The sequence below is a fragment of the Microbacterium sp. ET2 genome (assembly GCF_030347395.1).
Taxonomy (GTDB): domain Bacteria; phylum Actinomycetota; class Actinomycetes; order Actinomycetales; family Microbacteriaceae; genus Microbacterium; species Microbacterium albipurpureum.
On the sequence record NZ_CP128170.1, the window covers coordinates 1102075 to 1118681 of the forward strand.

The 16607-nt window shown below is 68.3% G+C and carries 18 protein-coding genes and 1 pseudogene; 6 read left to right on the forward strand and 13 right to left on the reverse strand.

What is annotated here, in order from left to right; all coding sequences use genetic code 11:
* Positions 1-60: 60 nt before the first annotated feature.
* Positions 61-783 (forward strand): GOLPH3/VPS74 family protein, encoded by a 723-nt coding sequence (locus QSU92_RS05425; RefSeq protein ID WP_289265158.1) that lies wholly within the window; start codon positions 61-63, stop codon positions 781-783.
* Between the two features lie 35 nt (positions 784-818).
* Positions 819-1655, forward strand: coding sequence for an alpha/beta fold hydrolase (locus QSU92_RS05430; RefSeq protein WP_333783449.1), 837 nt, complete (start codon positions 819-821; stop codon positions 1653-1655).
* A gap of 91 nt (positions 1656-1746) precedes the next feature.
* On the opposite strand, the gene QSU92_RS05435 is transcribed toward QSU92_RS05430, so the two are convergent.
* Complete coding sequence (locus tag QSU92_RS05435; protein WP_289265828.1) at positions 1747-2589, reverse strand: alpha/beta fold hydrolase; 843 nt, start codon at positions 2587-2589, stop codon at positions 1747-1749.
* Positions 2590-2807: 218 nt separating this feature from the next.
* Between QSU92_RS05435 and QSU92_RS05440 the strand changes: the two genes are divergently transcribed.
* Positions 2808-3581, forward strand: a complete 774-nt coding sequence (locus QSU92_RS05440) for a MerR family transcriptional regulator (RefSeq protein WP_289265160.1) — start codon at positions 2808-2810, stop codon at positions 3579-3581.
* A gap of 47 nt (positions 3582-3628) precedes the next feature.
* Here QSU92_RS05440 and QSU92_RS05445 read toward each other — a convergent pair whose 3' ends face one another.
* From QSU92_RS05445 to QSU92_RS05470, 7 genes and pseudogenes are all read right to left on the reverse strand, one after another.
* Positions 3629-4549: an AraC family transcriptional regulator gene (locus tag QSU92_RS05445; RefSeq protein WP_289265161.1), complete on the reverse strand. Its 921-nt coding sequence runs from the start codon at positions 4547-4549 to the stop codon at positions 3629-3631.
* A 94-nt stretch (positions 4550-4643) separates the two neighbouring features.
* The gene (locus QSU92_RS05450; protein ID WP_289265162.1) at positions 4644-5189 is read right to left on the reverse strand and encodes a VOC family protein; all 546 of its coding nucleotides are present in this window, start codon (positions 5187-5189) and stop codon (positions 4644-4646) included.
* Between the two features lie 119 nt (positions 5190-5308).
* Entirely contained in the window at positions 5309-5716 is a 408-nt protein-coding gene (locus QSU92_RS17555; protein ID WP_422880433.1) for an STAS domain-containing protein, read from the reverse strand.
* 21 nt (positions 5717-5737) lie between these two features.
* A pseudogene (gene glsA, locus QSU92_RS17560) lies at positions 5738-6593 on the reverse strand (glutaminase A); the annotation flags it as partial.
* 82 nt (positions 6594-6675) lie between these two features.
* Positions 6676-7545, reverse strand: coding sequence for an ABC transporter permease subunit (locus QSU92_RS05460; protein ID WP_289265163.1), 870 nt, complete (start codon positions 7543-7545; stop codon positions 6676-6678).
* Entirely contained in the window at positions 7542-8471 is a 930-nt protein-coding gene (locus QSU92_RS05465; protein ID WP_289265164.1) for an ATP-binding cassette domain-containing protein, read from the reverse strand. The genes QSU92_RS05460 and QSU92_RS05465 overlap by 4 nt, the downstream gene beginning before the upstream one ends.
* Positions 8472-8546: 75 nt before the next feature.
* A complete protein-coding gene (locus QSU92_RS05470) occupies positions 8547-9605 on the reverse strand; it encodes an extracellular catalytic domain type 1 short-chain-length polyhydroxyalkanoate depolymerase (protein WP_289265165.1) in 1059 nt (352 codons plus the stop codon).
* A 158-nt stretch (positions 9606-9763) separates the two neighbouring features.
* On the opposite strand from QSU92_RS05470, the gene QSU92_RS05475 reads away from it, so the two are divergent.
* Entirely contained in the window at positions 9764-10006 is a 243-nt protein-coding gene (locus QSU92_RS05475; RefSeq protein WP_289265166.1) for a hypothetical protein, read from the forward strand.
* Here the strand turns inward: QSU92_RS05475 and QSU92_RS05480 are convergent.
* From QSU92_RS05480 to QSU92_RS05495, 4 genes are all read right to left on the reverse strand, one after another.
* Positions 9993-11123 carry an NAD(P)-binding domain-containing protein gene (locus QSU92_RS05480; protein WP_289265167.1) on the reverse strand — a complete coding sequence of 377 codons (1131 nt, stop codon included), beginning with the start codon at positions 11121-11123 and terminating at the stop codon, positions 9993-9995. The genes QSU92_RS05475 and QSU92_RS05480 overlap by 14 nt on opposite strands.
* 48 nt (positions 11124-11171) lie before the next feature.
* On the reverse strand, positions 11172-11417 hold the full coding sequence (locus tag QSU92_RS05485) for a hypothetical protein (RefSeq protein ID WP_289265168.1): 246 nt from the start codon (positions 11415-11417) through the stop codon (positions 11172-11174).
* Positions 11418-11483: 66 nt separating this feature from the next.
* Positions 11484-11957: a carboxymuconolactone decarboxylase family protein gene (locus QSU92_RS05490; protein ID WP_289265169.1), complete on the reverse strand. Its 474-nt coding sequence runs from the start codon at positions 11955-11957 to the stop codon at positions 11484-11486.
* Positions 11957-12184, reverse strand: a complete 228-nt coding sequence (locus QSU92_RS05495) for an N-acetyltransferase (protein ID WP_289265170.1) — start codon at positions 12182-12184, stop codon at positions 11957-11959. The genes QSU92_RS05490 and QSU92_RS05495 overlap by 1 nt, the downstream gene beginning before the upstream one ends.
* Positions 12185-12324: 140 nt before the next feature.
* Between QSU92_RS05495 and QSU92_RS05500 the strand changes: the two genes are divergently transcribed.
* A complete protein-coding gene (locus tag QSU92_RS05500; RefSeq protein ID WP_289265171.1) occupies positions 12325-13086 on the forward strand; it encodes an SDR family NAD(P)-dependent oxidoreductase in 762 nt (253 codons plus the stop codon).
* 61 nt (positions 13087-13147) lie between these two features.
* Here QSU92_RS05500 and QSU92_RS05505 read toward each other — a convergent pair whose 3' ends face one another.
* Positions 13148-15910, reverse strand: a complete 2763-nt coding sequence (locus QSU92_RS05505; RefSeq protein WP_289265172.1) for a helix-turn-helix transcriptional regulator — start codon at positions 15908-15910, stop codon at positions 13148-13150.
* A 93-nt stretch (positions 15911-16003) separates the two neighbouring features.
* On the opposite strand from QSU92_RS05505, the gene QSU92_RS05510 reads away from it, so the two are divergent.
* A complete protein-coding gene (locus QSU92_RS05510) occupies positions 16004-16555 on the forward strand; it encodes a hypothetical protein (RefSeq protein ID WP_289265174.1) in 552 nt (183 codons plus the stop codon).
* The last annotated feature ends 52 nt before the right edge of the window (positions 16556-16607 follow it).

The window sequence follows — 16607 nt, forward strand, 5'->3', positions numbered from 1 at the left end:
AGGTAGCCCTCGCTCCGCCACCCGAGCGTCGGGGAACATCACCGGCCAGAAGGAGACCCCGTGACAGACAGCACGCCGCATCCGCATGAGGAGACGCCGCTCTCGAGTCCGCCCGCCGACCGTTCGTTGGTCGAGGATGTCCTCCTTCTGCTCTTTCAACCGCAATCCCGGACGATCGCCGGAGAGAACATCCTCTTCTACGTCCTCGCCGGCGCCGCAGTGACCGATCTCGCGCTCAGCGGGAGGATCGAGACACGACAGCAACGACTCTTCTCGCGGCCGGTCCACGCCGTCGGTGCGGCAAGACCGACGGACGAGCTCCTCGCTCCGGTCTGGGACCTCGTGGAAGAGAAGCCGCGTGGTGTCCAGACCGTTCTCGCTTCCGTTGGACCGAATCTGCGCCGGCCCACGCTCGAGCGTCTCGTCGAACGCGGCGACTTGCGCGCCGAGCAGTACCGGGCCCTGGGGATTTTCCCCTCGACACGTTACGCGCTCGGGAGTGAGCGTCGGGCGGAGCTTCTGGAGAAGGTTCGCTCGACGCTGATCGATGGCGTTGACCCCGACGAGCGCACGGCGGCGTCGATCGCCCTGCTTTCGGCCAGTGACACGCTGCCGCAGTTCCATGCCGAGATCCCATGGAGTGGCACCGTCTACACCCGGGCGAAGGAATTGGAGCAGGGCGATTGGGGTGCGACGGCGGCTGCGTCCGCGGTGGCCCGCACTGTTGCATCGATCGTCACCAACGCCCTCGTCACGGCGGCCGTCACGGCCGCCCGGACCTGATCGGCCGCGCCGTGCCCGCGACTTTCCATCGCACAGTGCCCCTCGGCGAGCTGGACGTGTTCTACCGGGAGGCGGGTCCGCCTGATGCGCCCGTTCTCCTCCTGCTGCACGGCTACCCCACGAGTTCGCACATGTTCCGACACCTCATCCCCGCCTTGAGCGGTCGGTTCCGGGTCGTGGCACCCGATCACATCGGATTCGGGCGCTCGTCCGCACCCTCCGCGGAAGACTTCGACTACACCTTCGATGCGCTTGCCGACGTCACGCTCGGATTCGTGGACACCCTCGGCCTGACCCGATTCTCTGTGTATACGCAGGACTACGGAGCACCGATCGCCTGGCGCCTCGCGCTGGCGCGACCGGATTCCATCGAGGGTGTGATCTCGCAGAACGGGAACGCCTACGAGGAGGGCTTCGTACCGGAGTTCTGGGCGCCGATCTGGGCATACGGCGACGATCCCTCCCCCGAGAACGAGGCGGCTCTCCGTCCGGCCTTGGGACGGGCCGCTGTCGAATGGCAATACACGCACGGCGTTCCCGAGCCGGAGCGCGTGGATCCGGATGCGTGGGAGCACGACATCCGGCTGCTCGAGCGGCCGGGCGTCGACAGAGCACAGTTGGCTCTCTTCGGTGACTATCGCACCAACCGCGCTCTGTACCCTGCGCTCCAGGGGTGGCTGCGCTCCTCGCAGGTCCCCGTCCTCGCGGTCTGGGGCCGAAACGACGAGATCTTCGATGCCGCAGGCGCGGAGGCCTTCCGCAAAGACGCCGCGCGCGCGCGCATCGAGCTGATCGACGGCGGCCACTTCCTGCTCGAGTCGCACCTTGACGAGGTCGCGCGGCTGATCACAGAGTGGCGCGAGGGCTTCTGAGGGTACGAAGACGCGCGCAAGAACTCGTGTCCACGGCAAGCGAACTGCGGGCGGCGACCGTTGCCCGGTCACCGCCCGCAGTTCGTGCATGTCAGCGTGCGAGGAACTCCCGGAGCGCGGCGTTCACCTCGTCGGCGTGCGTCCAGAGCAGGCCGTGCGGAGCGTCCTCGATCTCGACGTAGTCGGCCTCGGGGAAGGCCGCATGGAAGCGACGGCCCGTGGCATCGATCGGGAGGATGTTGTCCTTCGTGCCGTGCAGGATCATCGACGGCTTGCCGCTGGCGCGCACGGCCTCGATGTCGGCGCGGAAGTCCTCGATCCACGACGGCACCACCGCGTAGGCGGCAACGGGAGCGCTGCCGATCGCGACGTTCCAGCTGGCCGTGACCGCTTCCTGACTGATGCGCGAACCAAGGGTCTCGTCGAGGTTGTAGAAGTCGCGGTAGAACTGGGTGAACCAGGCGTAGCGGTCACTCTCGGCGGCAGCCGCGATGCCGTCGAAGACGTCTTGCGGCACGCCGTCGGGGTTGTCGTCGCGCGCGACGAGGAACGGCTCGATAGACGCCAGGAACGCGAGTTTGGCGACGCGATCGTGCCCGAAGGTCGACACGTATCGCGCAAGCTCCCCGGTGCCCATCGAGAACCCGACGAGCACCACGTCTCGCAGGTCCAGTGTCTCGAGGACTGTGTTGAGGTCGGCCGCGAAGGTGTCGTAGTCGTACCCCGAGCCGACCTTGGACGACTGCCCGAAGCCGCGCCGGTCGTACGTGATGACGCGGTACCCGGCCGCGAGGAGTTCGCGTGTCTGGCGCTCCCAGCTGTGGCCGTTGAGCGGATAGCCGTGGATCAGCACGACCGGCTGTCCCGAACCCTGGTCCTCGTAATACACCTCGATCGGTGTGCTGTTCTCGGTTCCCACCGTGATGCGACCCATCGTCACGCCCTTCTGCCACTTCGTCCAGCCCGGTGCCGGCGAATCTTCACCCATCCGAAACCACGTTGTCGCCACATGGTCAACAGCGGATTCAGGCAGCAGATCAGTCGGCTCCGCCTGGTAGCCCATTCGGGCTGGAGCGTTTGACCTGGTGCTGGGAACATGGCCGTGAATTAGCGAATGGCTCAGAGCGAACGGACGAGTGAAGCGGGTGTCCCATGACGTGGAGCACGCGTGAGCTGGCCATCCTCGCCGGCACGACAGTCAACACGGTGCGCCACTACCACCGCGTCGGCCTCCTCGACCAGCCCGAGCGGATGTCCAACGGGTACAAGCAGTACGGCGTAGCTCATCTCGTCCGATTGCTGCAGATCAGACGCCTCCGCGACCTCGGCGTGCCTCTCGAGCAGATCGAGAAAGTCGGCGGTGCGCAGGAGAGCTCCGCCGACGCCCTCGCGGCGATCGACGCCGATCTCGCGCGGAGCATCGAGCGGCTGCAACGCGCGCGGGCCGAAATCAGAGCCATCCTCCAAGGCTCGTCCGCCACGGATGTCCCCAGCGGTTTCGAGGACGTCGCCCCCCTGCTCTCCCAGCCCGAGCGGGCGCTGATGCTCATCTACTCCCGGCTCTACGACGACGCGGCCATGGCCGACGTCAAGCGGATGCTGGAGACCGAGCGGGATGACGCGAGCGAGGCGTTCAACGATCTAGCCGAGGACGCGGGAGAAGCGGAGCGGCAGGAGCTCGCAGAGAGGTATGCCGTGACGATGGCGCGGACTCTGTCCGATTTCCCGTGGCTGCGAGATCCACGGGCGCACCTCTCCCGCAGCCCTGAGGTCACGAAGAACACGTTCTTGGAGTCGATCGTCGCGCTCTACAACCCCGCACAGCTGGACGTCATCGGTCGCGCCAGCGTCATTGCGCAGCAGATCATCGAGCAATCGGAGGCGGGCGCCGAGGCTACGCCTCCGACGCGCGAAAGCTCAGGGTAGACATCGCACAGCCCAGAGCCCACAGCCCAGAGCCCGACCGGGCGGGTTCACTGCGGCGCGCGGGCAGCCGTTCGGTACTCGCGGGGCGTCTGTCCGCGGCTTCGACGGAAAGCGCGGCTGAACGCGTGCGGTGAGGCATATCCGACGGATCGCCCGATGCTGCCGACCGACTCGTCGGTCTCCCGCAGACGTACCGACGCGATGTGCATCCGCCACGCCGTCACCTGGGCGAGCGGCGAGATCCCCAGCGACGCCTCGAAGTGTCGGTGCAGGGTCGCGCGAGATACGCGAACTGCGGCCGCGAGCGACTCGGTGGTCCAGGCTTGCTCGGGATGCCGACGGACGAGGGCCTGCGCATCGCGGATGACGGGACCGGCGTGCCGTTGAACGTGGCCGCCCTCAGCGCTCGCGACATATCGCTCGGCGGTACGGCTCACGTGGACGAGCAGGAGATCGGCGAGGGTCTCGGTGGCGGAGTCCCGGTGCATCTGCGGATGGGAGAGCTCGGCCTCGAGCGCGCTCAGCGCGGCATCGAGGGCCGGATGCGCCGACGGCTCCAACAACAGGGGCTGAGCTCGGGGGAGGAGGGTGAGGGCATCGTCGTCCGCATCGCCGTCGTAGCGCACCGTGAGCATCCGCGTGTCTGGCGAAGAGTGTCCCAGCCGCATCCGTCGTCCGCCCACCTGCGACCGTCGTCCCGCGACGACATCGCACGGCTGAGCGAAGGCGTCCGGATTGGACGCGAGAGCGTGCGGTGTCCCCGCCGGGAGCCACACGGCGTCGCCCGGCCCGAGTCGGCGCGCGCCTCCCTGCGCGAGCCGGATCCACACCGTGCCATCGAGAACGGCGTGCAGCGCCGGCCGCGCCGGATCCCCCACGACGACACCCCACTCGCCTCCAGCCTCGGCGCGCACACCGACGGCCCGCCGTGAGCGCGCGGGCGCCGGATGCCGGTCTGCGCGCGGCACCGGCCGTCGTGATCCTGATCCCACGTCCACTGTCACCCGGGATGCAACGGCGGCGCGCCTGCCGGGATTCCGCAGGGCGCGCCGCCGCGCGTCATCAGAGCTCGAGGCGGCGGAGCACCTGGGTCCCGTCCCAGCCCACGCTGGCGTCGCGGACCATGCCGAAGAACGCAACGAGGTCGGGGTTCTGCAGGTGGATCTCGATGTGATGACCGACCAGCGCTGACGCGTCGTGGTAGGAGGTGCGCATCGCGCCGAAGCGCGCCTGCATGTAGGAGGGAGCTCCCGCCGCGTCGAGCTGCGCGACGACCGCATCCCAGTCCTCGACAGCCCAGGCGACATGATGGAGAGCCGGCGAGGCGAACCCGGTGAGCGGCTCCTTCACCGACGACGGCAACACGTCGTGCACGACCATGAACTCCACGGCGATGTCGCCGAGCTGGCCGATCGCGCTGGAGTGGTCGTAGACCGCAGGCTCGCCGGTCCCCGTGGTGACCTCGTCGAGCCGCACGTGCTCCGAGAAGAAGAAGGGCCCGGCACCTGTCGCAGCGGCGAACCGAGCGACGGCGGCTTCGAGGTCGTCGACCACGTAGCCGAGGTGATGGACCTGGCCGGCCAGGGGCTTAAGGGGTATGCGGTTCATGCTGATCTCTCTTCCTGAAGCGAAACGGTGCGTGTCACGCTACGGATGCCACCGCGCGCCGGAGCGGCGAAATGGTGCCGCCCGTCTCAACCTCGGTTCCGGGTGTCTCACGACCGGGGTCACGCCGAAACGCGTCCCTCCGCGCCGTCGATCCGCCCGATGACCGTGAAGCGCCGATCAGCGGAGGACCCCGGATCGGCGACGATCCCGTCCGGGTCGACGACGAAGACGTCGTGCCCGTCGAGAGAGAGGCGGCGCGCGACTTCCACCAGCATCCGCCGAGCCACATCGTCGGCCGAGTGGACGGCCGTGAAGTCCAGTGCCACCCGAGGCTCGCCCGGCGCGGTCTCGACGACCTCGCGTACGACGCGCTCCGCGCCCGCGAACCGGATTCCGCCCTGCAACTCGAAGACACGCAGCGCCGCGTCACCGCTGCCCCGCACGTGATTCGAGCGGATGACCGAGCGAGCCGCCGCGGGCACTTCCATGACATGCAGACCCATGTCCTTCGAAAAGCGCTCGAACATGGACACACCGCGCACGCTGTTGCCGTGCGCGTCGAGCCGCGGCGAGAAGGTCGCGATACCGACCTGCCCAGGGAGCGCACCGATCAATCCACCCGCAACCCCGCTCTTGGCCGGTATCCCCACCTGGGTCGCCCAGTCTCCGGCAGCGTCGTACATGCCGCAGGTGGCCATGACGCTGAGCACTTGGCGCACCACGGGAGCCGAGATCACCTGGTCGCCCGTGAGCGGATTGACTCCGGCGTTCGAGAGCGTCGCCGCCATCACCGCCAGATCTCGTGTGGTGACCAGCACCGCGCACTGTCGGACGTACCCCTCGACGACCGCCGTTGGATCCTCTTCCAAGATGTCCTGACTGCGCAGCATGTGGGCGATGGCGAGGTTGCGGTGCGCATGCTCCATCTCGGACACACACGCCGTCGTCGACGTCCAGCCGACGACCAGCAAAGGCGGAGAGACCCCGCACAACGCGAGCAACCCGATCCTCGGCACTCTGGCGATCGCGGCCGGCCAAAGAGTGCACCGTGATCGCCCCGGCGTTGATCATGGGGTTGCGCGGCCGCCCCGATCCCGGTTCGAGGGAGATCTCGTTGAACGCCTCACCCGAGGGCTCGACACCGACCTTGGCGTGGACGGGATCGAACCCGCGATCTGCGAGTGCCAGACCGTACACGAAGGGCTTCGAGATCGACTGGATGGTGAACTCCACGTCCACGTCGCCGGAGCCGTACATCTCTCCGTCGACGGTGGCGAACGCGGCGCTCAACCGATCCGGGTCCGCGGTGGCGAGTTCGGGGATGTACCGCGCGGGTTCCCCGAATGCATCCGATCGCACGCTTCGCAGCACGTCGTCGAGATAGTCCGGCACCACCGACTTCATGCGTGACCCTCCTTTCGGCGCTGCGCCGCCTTCCCTCTTCCCGCTTCGATGCGCCACGGGATCCGGCCACGCGTGAGCGCGTTCACGCGTCGCGACGTTTCAGCAGAATCGCCGACACCGCGAAGAGGATGATGAACCATGCACCCAAGACGACGGCGCCCTGCCAGGGTTCGACGATCCAGCCCTGGGCCGCTTCGGGCCTGTCGAGGGTCACCCAACTCTGCGTCGTCGGATAGGTGAACAGCATGGTGCCGGCCTCCGACGGCAGCACGCCTGCCGCGTTCTGCAGCCAGGTCAGCTGCGACACCCCCGAGAGGAGCCCCACGAGCAGGGGCGCTGCGAGCACCAGTGCGATGGCCACGGCGATGCCGCCTGCACTGTTCCTCAAGATCGCGCCGATCGCGAGAGCGATGAGGCCGACCATCGCGAGATACGCCGCGGCGCCGAGAAGCGCCATCCAATACCGCGCGTCCAGGACGTCGATGTCGATGCCGTTGCTCGAGAAGAGGGCGACCGAGATCGGAACAGCGACGGCGAAGGCGACGGCACTGGCGACGAAGGTGACGATGCCGAACACCAGGGCCTTGGCCACGAGCGCAGGGATGCGTCGCGGCACCGCGGTCAGCGTGGTCCGTATCAGGCCGCTGCCGTATTCGCCGGCGATGACCAGCACACCGAGGACGCTGACCACGAGCGCCGTGAAGTCCGTGCTGACCGTCATGGCATAGACCGCCATGTCCTGAACCGCATCCTGCGACGGCGTTCCATCCATTCCGCTGAAGCTCAGCACGCTGGACAGCTGAGCGCCGAGGCCGGCCGTCAGCATGAGCAGAATCGCATAGCTCCACCAGGTCGAGCGGACGCTGCGGAGCTTGATCCACTCGGCGGCCACCACCCTGTCAAGACGGATGACGCGCTGCGCGGCGTCAGGGGCTGCTGATCTCGTCGTCATCGGCGGTCCTCCGCGGGCGAGAGTTCCGTGCGGTACTCCACATCGTCCTTCGTGAGCGACATGTAGGCGTCTTCGAGCGAACCGGACACCGGCGTGAGTTCGTAGATGACAACCCCCTCGGACGCTGCGACCTCGGCGATCCGCGGGGCTCGTAGCCCCGTGACGGAGAGGAGATCCGTCTCCGCAGTCAGGGCCGCAGTGGCACCCTCGGCCGAAAGCAGACGCTCCAGGCGGGCGGGATCCGAGGTGCGAACGTTCACGGACTCGCCAGCGGCCATGGCCACGATCTCGGCGGTTGGCGCGTCAGCCACGATCCGCCCCCGCCCGAGGATGATGAGGTGGTCGGCCGTCTGAGCCATCTCGCTCATCAGATGGGAGGACAGGAACACGGTACGCCCCTCGGCGGCCAACGCTCGCACATAGTGTCGAACCCACGCCACGCCGTCGGGATCCAGTCCATTGACCGGCTCATCCAGCACGAGTGCCGCCGGATCACCCAGCAGGGCGACGGCAAGACCGAGGCGCTGCCCCATTCCGAGCGAGAACCCCCGGACGGGCTTACGGGCAACCGTGTCCAGTCCCGTGATCCCGATGACCTCGTCCACGCGCCGCGCCGTGATCCCGTGCGTGGCCCCGACAGCGCGCAGGTGCTCGCGGGCGCTGCGGCCCGGATGCACCGCCTTGGCGTCCAGGAGAGCGCCCACTTCGTGCAGGGGTGCACGGTGGTCGGCGTACCGCTTGCCGTTCACCGTCACCGAGCCGGAACTGGGTCGATCCAGACCGACGATCATTCGCATCGTGGTCGACTTCCCGGCGCCGTTGGGACCGAGAAAACCGGTGACGAGTCCGGGACGCACCACGAAGTCGATGTTGTCGACCGCGGCGCGGCCTCCGAACCTCTTTGTCAGCGCATGCGCTGTGATCATGAAGAACCTCCAGCCGTCATCTGACTCCGTGTCCTCGCCACAGGGTCAAATCCAGACCCGAACGCGTCGATCCGATCACCCGTCCCCGACGTCGGCGGCGTCGTGCGATTGCGCGAAGTCCCAGGCGATACGGGTGACGTCGGGCCCTGCCGTATCGGTGAACAGTCCGCTGCCGTCGGGGTGAGACCAGGCGTGCGCGAGTCGGTCGGCGAAGACGTACTCAATGACGACGCGCCCCTCCGGGGTCGTCATGGTGGTGTGCTCGTACGCGTACCGGTCATCCGCCGGCGGATGGACGACGGTCTCGTCGACGAGTCCGAGACTGTCGTTCAGCAGTCCGTCGTCGATCAGGTCGTGCACCGCAAGCCAGTGATCGACGAGCCTCTCGCCGACGAGCGTCGGCACGACATCATCCTCTCCTCCCTGTACGACCAGCATCGGCAGCGGCCGAGCTCGATCGCCCATCTGCGCCCACGCCTGACGCGCCGTCGCTGTCGGCGGGGTGGAATCCGGATCGTCGGGGTCGACCTGATTGAGGCCGTATTCACCTCCGGCGACCGACGTGGCGGTGGCGAACACGTCGGGATAGGTGGCGGCGAGGATGACGGCAGCCCCGGCTCCCGACGACGCGCCGGAGACGTGCACCCTCTCCGGATCCGCGGCATATGTCGCGACGACTTCCCGCGCCACTCCGGCGAGCAGGGCCGGCTCACCCGACCCTCGCACCTGGTTGCGGGGGTCGGCGGAGTTCCAGCAGTTGATCGTGCTCTCGAACGGACGCTGCGTGGGGTAGACGACGATGAAGCCTTCCCGGTCGGCGAGGGTGTTGAACTGCGTGGTCTCCTTCATCGAATTCCAGCCGAAGCCGGTCATGCCGCAGCCGTGCAGCGCCATCATCACCGGTAAGTCGGTCGAGCCGTCGTGCTGCGGGGGCACGTGCACCTGATAGAGCTGGCTGACACCGTCGGGCGACACGTAGACGTGGTTGTGGTCGCGATCGCCGCTCCACCAGGGCAGGCCGAACTGGAACACCAGCGTTAGCGCGGCGACCGAGACCCCGAGAGCCGCGACGACCGCACCGACGATCCAGGGCCATCGACGCCGGCGGCCTGCAGTGCGAACTGAGCTCTTCATGATCGGGTTCCCTTCGGCCGTCGCCTCTTCCGCCATCGATTGAAGACCGTGGCCCGACAACACGGTCAAGCCCGCTGCGGGAGGGGGAGCCACGGGTTGACCCTGTTCCCACCACATGACGTCCACTGGTGCGACACCTCGCGTCATGAAGGAGACAGATGAAGACCTACTACGCGGGAGCCATCCTTCTCGGCCTCGGTTATGCGATGCTCGTCGGCGTAGTGCTGATCTGGGACCCGACAGCACCGGATGCCAACATCGGTGCCGGGATCCTGGCGACCGTCGGGGTCCCGTGCGGCGCGCTCGGCGGCGCGCTGATCCTCGCCAACGCCGCGTTGCGGATCTGGGAGCGCACTCAGAGACGGAAGGCGCCCGCCGAGTCGATCTCTAAGCAGGGGTGAGCCGGCTCGAGAACCCTTCGGCTGACGCCGACAAATACTGCTGGACGGCGACGACGGCGTCACGCCCGGCGCGATTGGCCCCCACCGTTGATTGCGACGGCCCGAATCCGATCAGGTGCACTCGGGGGTCTCGAGCAGCTTGCGTGCCGTGCACCTGAATGCCGCCCTGCGCATTTCGCAACCCGAGCGGGTCGAGGTGCGCGAGGTCGGCCTTGAAACCGGTGGCCCACACGATCGCGTCGAGCTCGGTGAAGGCACCATCTGCCTCCCATACCCCGGCGGGCGCGATCGAGGAGAACATCGGGCGCGCGTCCAGCACCCCGCGGTCTCGAGCAGCGCGCGCGTAGGACGTCCACCCCAGACCGGTGTAGGAGACGACACTGCCCGTCGGGCGACCCGCTTCGACGTCGGCGACGACCTTCGCGATCGTGGCGCGTCCGGTCGTCTCAGCCTCGAACTCGGTGTCCAGCCACTGCGGTGGCCGCCGGGTGTACCAGAAGGTCTCGGCCACGCGCGAGACCTCTTCGAGATGCTGAACGGCGGAAATTCCCGCGCCGACGACCGCCACCCGTTGCCCGGCGAAGTGCTCGTATCCCGTGTACTCACGGGTGTGCAGCTGACGTCCTCGGAAGCTCTCTGCGCCCGGGTACGCCGGCTTGACCGGGTTGTTCCACGTGCCGGTCGCGTTGATCACGGCACGCACGGCCCATGACCCCTGGTCGCTTTCGACGCTGAGCAGCCCGGCCGGATTCTCATCGATGCGACGTATCCTCCGCACATGCACAGGCCGCAGGACCCGGATCTGGTGAGCAGATTCATAGGCGGCGAAGTAGCGCGGAACAGCCGTCCGGCTCGGCTCGGAGTCTCGCATTCGGGGCTGGGGGAAGTCCGGGAGGGCGAAGATCCCGTTGACGGTGGCGATCGTGAGGGACTCCCACCGATGTGACCACGCCCCTCCCGGCTGGGAGTTCGCGTCGACCACGAGGTACGTGCGAGCCGCATCAGGATCATCGAGCGCGTTGACGAATCCGCGCCGCTGGAGGTGATGCGATGCCGACAGGCCGGCCTGCCCCGCGCCGACGACTACGACATCGATGATTCCGAGAGTCGTCTCCACGTCCGGCGTCAACGTCGCGACCTGGGATCGTGTTCCCAGGGCCGCTCGCTACCGAGCGCCGCCGGCCTCACCCGCTCTGCGCATCTCTGAGATGTACGCCCTGTCAGACGGCTGCAGGTAATACGCCTCCGTCCGCGAATCCTCCGATGCGCGGCGTCGGACGGGTTGGCCTCCCGCCCCTATCACCGCGTCGAGTGCGGCCAGCGGAAGAGGTGAGCTCGGGTTGTTGAGCAGCCACTCCTGCACCGACTTGCCGCACCGGCTGAACCAATGGTGCTGCTCGTTCTTCGTCATGTGGCCACCCCACACCATGTCGTCACCACACGGTCAAAGGTGGGCGCACGCAGACCGTCGTCCACGTCAGCGCAGCAGCTTGCCGTCGCCATCCCGGGGCCGCACGGGATGCTCGCTGAGAACGGAGACGCGGTTGAACGCGTTGATGGCGACGGCGACCCATTCGGCGGCGGCGAAGGCGTCATCGCCCAACGCCGCGCGTGCCGCTGACAGCTCGGCCACCGACCGGTCGGCGAGGGGAAGCGAAGTGCTCGCTTCGGCCACCGCGAGCACCGCCTTCTCGCGCTCGGTGAAGACCGACGTGTCGCGCCAGGCCGGGAGCAGGTCCAGTCGCTGTTGTGGCACGCCGGCCTGCCGCGCCTCCCGGGAATGCAGATCGAGGCAGAACGCACAGCCGTTGAGCTGCGACGCACGCACCTTGATAAGCTCCGACTCCGCCGCGGACAGCCCGCGATCCAGGGCGGCTGTGCGGATAGCGGCTGCGAAAGCGGTCGCGGCGTTCCAGGCCTCGGGTACCGCCCTGTCGAGGAACGGACGCATCAGCGGAGCTGCCGTAGGGCGCGACCGACCATCATCACGTCGGCACGCTCGGGCGAGCGGAATCGTCCACCTGCGGCGACGAACTCCGCACCGTGACGATTCAGTTGCTGAGCGAAGAGGGGGCAGACAGGCACGATATCGACGCTATCTCGAATGCTGTCGTCGAGCACTGCATTCACCAGCAGTGTGGCAAATCCGCGCCCGCCGATGTCGGCGGTGACAGACATGCCGGACTTGTCCGTGCGTATGCGCGCCATGGAGACGATCGAACACCGTGTGGCCGCAACACGGTCAAGGGCCCCACGCGGTCGTCGAAGCGGCCGATCGATGCGTATACGGTGCTGAAGACAACGGAAGGGGAGGAACCATGGCATCTGCCTTGGTGACGGGCGCCTCCCGCGGCATCGGACGCGCGGTCGCACAGGCTCTTGCCAAGCGCGGCGATCGCGTGGCCGTCCACTACGGCGCCGCCGCCGGCGCGGCGGAGCAGACACTCCGCACACTGCAGGGCCCCGGGCACATCATCGTCGGAGGCGACCTCAGCGACCCGGCGATCGCCGACACGATCGTGCGGACCGCCGACGCAGAGCTCGGCGGCGTGGACATCCTGATCAACAACGCCGCCGTCGCTCCCGCCGAGAGCATCCGCCACGGCGTGGCCGAGACGAGCTACCCGGACTGGCTCACGGCGTGGCGGACGATCGTGGACGTCGACCTGCTGGGCGCAGCACACATGACCTATCTCGTCGCCCGTCGCCTGATCGAACGCGCGGCACCTGGCTTCATCGTCAACATCGGCTCCCGCGGCGCCTTCCGCGGCGAGCCTGACTTCCCTGCGTACGGTGCCGCCAAAGCCGGCCTCCACGCATTCGGTCAGTCGATGGCGGTCGCGCTCGCGCCTCACCGGATCGTCGTCACCTCTATCGCGCCCGGGTTCGTGAGCTCGGAGCGACAGATCGACAAGCTCGCAGGCATCGAGGGCGCCGACCTGCGCGCTCAGAGCCCGTTCGGGCGCGTCGTCACCCCCGAGGAGGTCGCCGACGCCGTTCTCTTCCTGAGCTCGCCCGCGGCGACCTGGGCCTCCGGGGCCGTACTCGACTTCAACGGCGCGTCCTACCTGCGCCCGTGACGCGGTGCCGTACGGCCGTCCGACTCGAGGGTGGCGGCGACACGGATGCCCGCCACTGTTCTCACCACAGTTCCATCTCCCGCAGCTCGCGGCGCGAGGTGATCCCGAGCTTGCGGAAGATGTTGCGGAGGTGGGTGTCGATCGTCCGCGGACTCAAGAACAGGTGGGCGGCCACCTCGCGCGACGTGGCGCCGGTGGCCACCAGCCGCGCCACCTGCAGCTCCTGAGGCGACAGCGCATCGGACGGCCGCGCGTTGCGCACGCGAGGTTGCTCGCCCGTGGCTCGCAGCTCGCCTGCCGCCAGGGCGGCGAACGCGTCGACGCCCATGTCCGCCAGCATGTCGTGAGCAGTGCGCAGCTGGTCGCGGGCGTCCTGACGTCGACCCTCGTTGCGCAGCCACTCGCCGTAGACCAGATGAGCGCGCGCGAGATGGGTGGCCATCCGGCTCCGCCCGAGCCGGCGGATCGCTTCCCGATAGAGCGCTTCTGCGGTCGATCCAGGGTGGACCAGCGCTCTCGAACGTGCCTCGAGACCCAGTGCCCACTCGCTCCCGCTGGCGCGCGCCCGCACGCTGAGCACCTCGAGCGCGTCGGCAGCGTCCTCGGTGCGGCCCGCGCGCACGGCCGCCTCGATGAGCTCGGGCAGGGCGATGCTGGCGAATGTCAGCTCGTCGTACGCGACCGGACGCCGTGCCGCGGCCAAAGCTTCTTCATGATGGCCGAACCCGTTGTGCAGAACGGCCAATGCGACGTCGGACAAGCCGAGGGTCGCCCCTTCGCCCCGTTCCGACGCCTCCTTCACCATCTCCGCGTGCAGATCCAGCGTCTCTGCCCGTCGACCGCTCCACGCGGCGAAGATGAGTCGGGCATTGGGCAGGGGTGGGGCGCCCGTCGCCTGGGTGATCGCATGCTCCTCGGCGAGCATCTCGGACGCACGCGCGAGGTCGCCGGTGAGCACGAGCACCGAGGCCAACGCATTGAGCGCTGCGGGGAGGCGAGCCAGCGCGCCCTCTTCGCGAGCGAGCCGCACGTCGAGCGTGGCGAGCTCATACACCGCTTCGTCGTCCCACAGCGTCGCCGCGATGTGGCAGGCCAGCCACAGCCGACCTCGGCTGCCCTCGTCGAGTTCCGAGTCGGTGGAGCGCAACGCACCGAGTGACCGCTGCAGAGCGGGAACACTCGCCTCGTAGCCCCGGGTGAAGAGCGTGGTGAGACCCGCGAGCATCAGGTCCAGAGGCCTCGGAGGCGACGGAGGCGGAGGCGCGGCCTCTGCCGCGCGAGCGGCGCGGACCAGCTCCTCGCCCCGTCCGAGCCGGCCGACATGAAATGACGCCTCGAGCGCACGAAGGTAGCTGTCGCGCGCCAGATCGGCGTCTAGGGGCGCGAGCGCCTCTGCGGCATCGAGCAGCATCTGAGGTGCGGTGCTCCCGCGCGTGGTGTAGAAGGTGATCTGGGCGCGGAGCAGTTCGAGGCGAGCTCGTTGCAGGTCATCGAGTCTGCCGTTCTCCGCAACGAGGATGAGTTCGACAGCCGCATCCGATGCGCCCGCCTCGTGCGTTGCATGGGCTGCAACGAGCGCCCTCCGCGACCGTCGCTTCGGATCAGGCGTCAGTTCCGCGGACCGCCGCAGGAAGGCGGCGGCCGCTCCGGATCCGCCACGGCGACGAGCCCGCTCCGCCGAGCGCTCGAGTTCCGCGGCGACGCCTTCCTCCGTCCCGAGCGTCGCCTGCGCCCGATGCCACGCACGTCGGTCGGGGTCGGTTCGGGAGTCGGTGACGGCGGCGAGCGCGCCGTGAGCGCGGCGACGCTCGGACGGCGCCGCGGCCCGGTAGACAGCGGAACGCACGAGTGGGTGACGGAATCGCACCCGCTCGTCGATCTCCACCAGGCCCGCGGCCTCTGCATCGATCGCCGCGTCACGGGCGATCTCCAGCTGAGCGACGGCCTGCCACAGCAGCTCCGCATCTCCGGTCGACTCGGCCGCGGCAACCAGGAGGAACTGCTGCGCCTGCGCAGCCAGAGTGGCCGACCGCCGGCGGTACGAGTTCTCGATGCGGTGCGGGACGTCCACGTCCAATCCGCCGACGTAGTCCGAGGGATGCATGCCGCGCGGCGTCTCCAGCAGAGCGAGGGGGTTTCCGTGCGTCTCCGCCAGGATCCGGTCCTTCACGCGCTCGTCCACCGGCCCCCGGAGCGCCGTGGTGAGCAGTGCCCGCGCATCCGCGTCGGCGAGTCCCGTCAGACGCAGCTCCGCCAACCCTGCGAACGCGGGATTCCCCTGTGTGGTGTCGCGCGTCCCGAAGATGAGCGCCAGGCGCTCCGCCGCGAGCCGACGTGCAACGAAAGCAAGCACCTGCGCCGACACCTCGTCGAGCCACTGTCCGTCGTCGACGAGGCACAGGAGCGGGCGCACCTCTGCCGCCTCCGAGAGGAGATTCAGGGTGGCCAGCCCCACCAGGAAGCGGTCGGGTGGTCTGCCCAGGGCGAGGCCGAGCGCCACCTGGAGCGCGTTTCGCTGCGGCCCGGGGAGCGCGGCCGAGTGCGTGAGGAGAGGCGGCGACAGGAGATTCTGCAAGGCCGCGAAGGCGAACGGCATCTCCGCCTCCCTCCCGGCCGTCGACTGCACGTCGAATCCCGACTCGCGCGCTGCCTCGCCGGCATCCCGCAGCAGCGCGGTCTTGCCGATGCCCGCCTCACCACGGACGACGAGCGCGCCGCTCCTGCCGACGCGGGCGTCCGCGAGCAGCTTCCGAGTCGTTGCGCGCTCGGTGCGACGGCCGAGCAGTTCCGTCAGGATTCGCCTCCGTCCGTGTGGAACCGACACTCACACAGGCTCCCGTCGATTCTCGCCGAGTGACGCAAGCCCCGCCAGAAGCGCGCTTGAGTATGTGGCCGGAACCGGGTGTTGGTTAGGGACATGTCGGACCGGGAGGCCTTCTTCGCTCTCGCCGGCATCGCCGCGACCATGCTTGGAACCTTCATCGTCGCAGCCGTGTTCTACATCGGCTCCGACGCCCACCGGCGTCTCGGCGCCGCGGAGGCCGCCGATGGATACTGGCGCTCCGGCATGCGGTGGATCTTCGCGGCGTACGCGATTCCGATGCTCGCGGGACTGGCGTTGGGCGCCCTTCCTCGAGTCTGGGCGGTCCTCATCTTCATCGGTCTGACCGCCGTCCTCGTGACGCTGACGTTCGACACCGGACGGCGCATCCTTCGTCGAGAGGGCGGACCGTCGTCATCGACGCTGAAACTGAACGAGTGGCTCACGACGATAATCGTGCTGATGTCGGCGATTCTTCCGTGGGTTCTCGGCGGCTGGATGCCGCAGCCGACGTCTTTCATCCCCTCCCTCTTTCTGATCCTCGCCGCCGGTTTCACCAGTACCGCAGCGCTCCTCATGACGGAATTCGACGCGAGCCGAGGTGAAGTCGACCCCGGCGCGTCAGCGTCGCAAGACGACGAGATCTGAGGGCGCGGGCACGCCCCGCGGTTCCCGCCTCGTCTAACCTTGTTCTTGGAAC

Bases quoted from the DNA above. Each gene is read 5' to 3' on its own strand.
- QSU92_RS05450 (WP_289265162.1), bottom strand. From the start codon at position 5,189: ATGAACCGCATACCCCTTAAGCCCCTGGCCGGCCAGGTCCATCACCTC.
- QSU92_RS05500 (WP_289265171.1), top strand. From the start codon at position 12,325: ATGGCATCTGCCTTGGTGACGGGCGCCTCCCGCGGCATCGGACGCGCG.
- QSU92_RS05490 (WP_289265169.1), bottom strand. From the start codon at position 11,957: ATGCGTCCGTTCCTCGACAGGGCGGTACCCGAGGCCTGGAACGCCGCG.
- QSU92_RS05495 (WP_289265170.1), bottom strand. From the start codon at position 12,184: ATGTCTGTCACCGCCGACATCGGCGGGCGCGGATTTGCCACACTGCTG.
- QSU92_RS05465 (WP_289265164.1), bottom strand. From the start codon at position 8,471: ATGATCACAGCGCATGCGCTGACAAAGAGGTTCGGAGGCCGCGCCGCG.
- QSU92_RS05470 (WP_289265165.1), bottom strand. From the start codon at position 9,605: ATGAAGAGCTCAGTTCGCACTGCAGGCCGCCGGCGTCGATGGCCCTGG.
- QSU92_RS05460 (WP_289265163.1), bottom strand. From the start codon at position 7,545: ATGACGACGAGATCAGCAGCCCCTGACGCCGCGCAGCGCGTCATCCGT.
- QSU92_RS05510 (WP_289265174.1), top strand. From the start codon at position 16,004: ATGTCGGACCGGGAGGCCTTCTTCGCTCTCGCCGGCATCGCCGCGACC.
- QSU92_RS17555 (WP_422880433.1), bottom strand. From the start codon at position 5,716: ATGTTCGAGCGCTTTTCGAAGGACATGGGTCTGCATGTCATGGAAGTG.
- QSU92_RS05485 (WP_289265168.1), bottom strand. From the start codon at position 11,417: ATGACGAAGAACGAGCAGCACCATTGGTTCAGCCGGTGCGGCAAGTCG.
- QSU92_RS05440 (WP_289265160.1), top strand. From the start codon at position 2,808: ATGACGTGGAGCACGCGTGAGCTGGCCATCCTCGCCGGCACGACAGTC.
- QSU92_RS05435 (WP_289265828.1), bottom strand. From the start codon at position 2,589: ATGGGTCGCATCACGGTGGGAACCGAGAACAGCACACCGATCGAGGTG.
- QSU92_RS05475 (WP_289265166.1), top strand. From the start codon at position 9,764: ATGAAGACCTACTACGCGGGAGCCATCCTTCTCGGCCTCGGTTATGCG.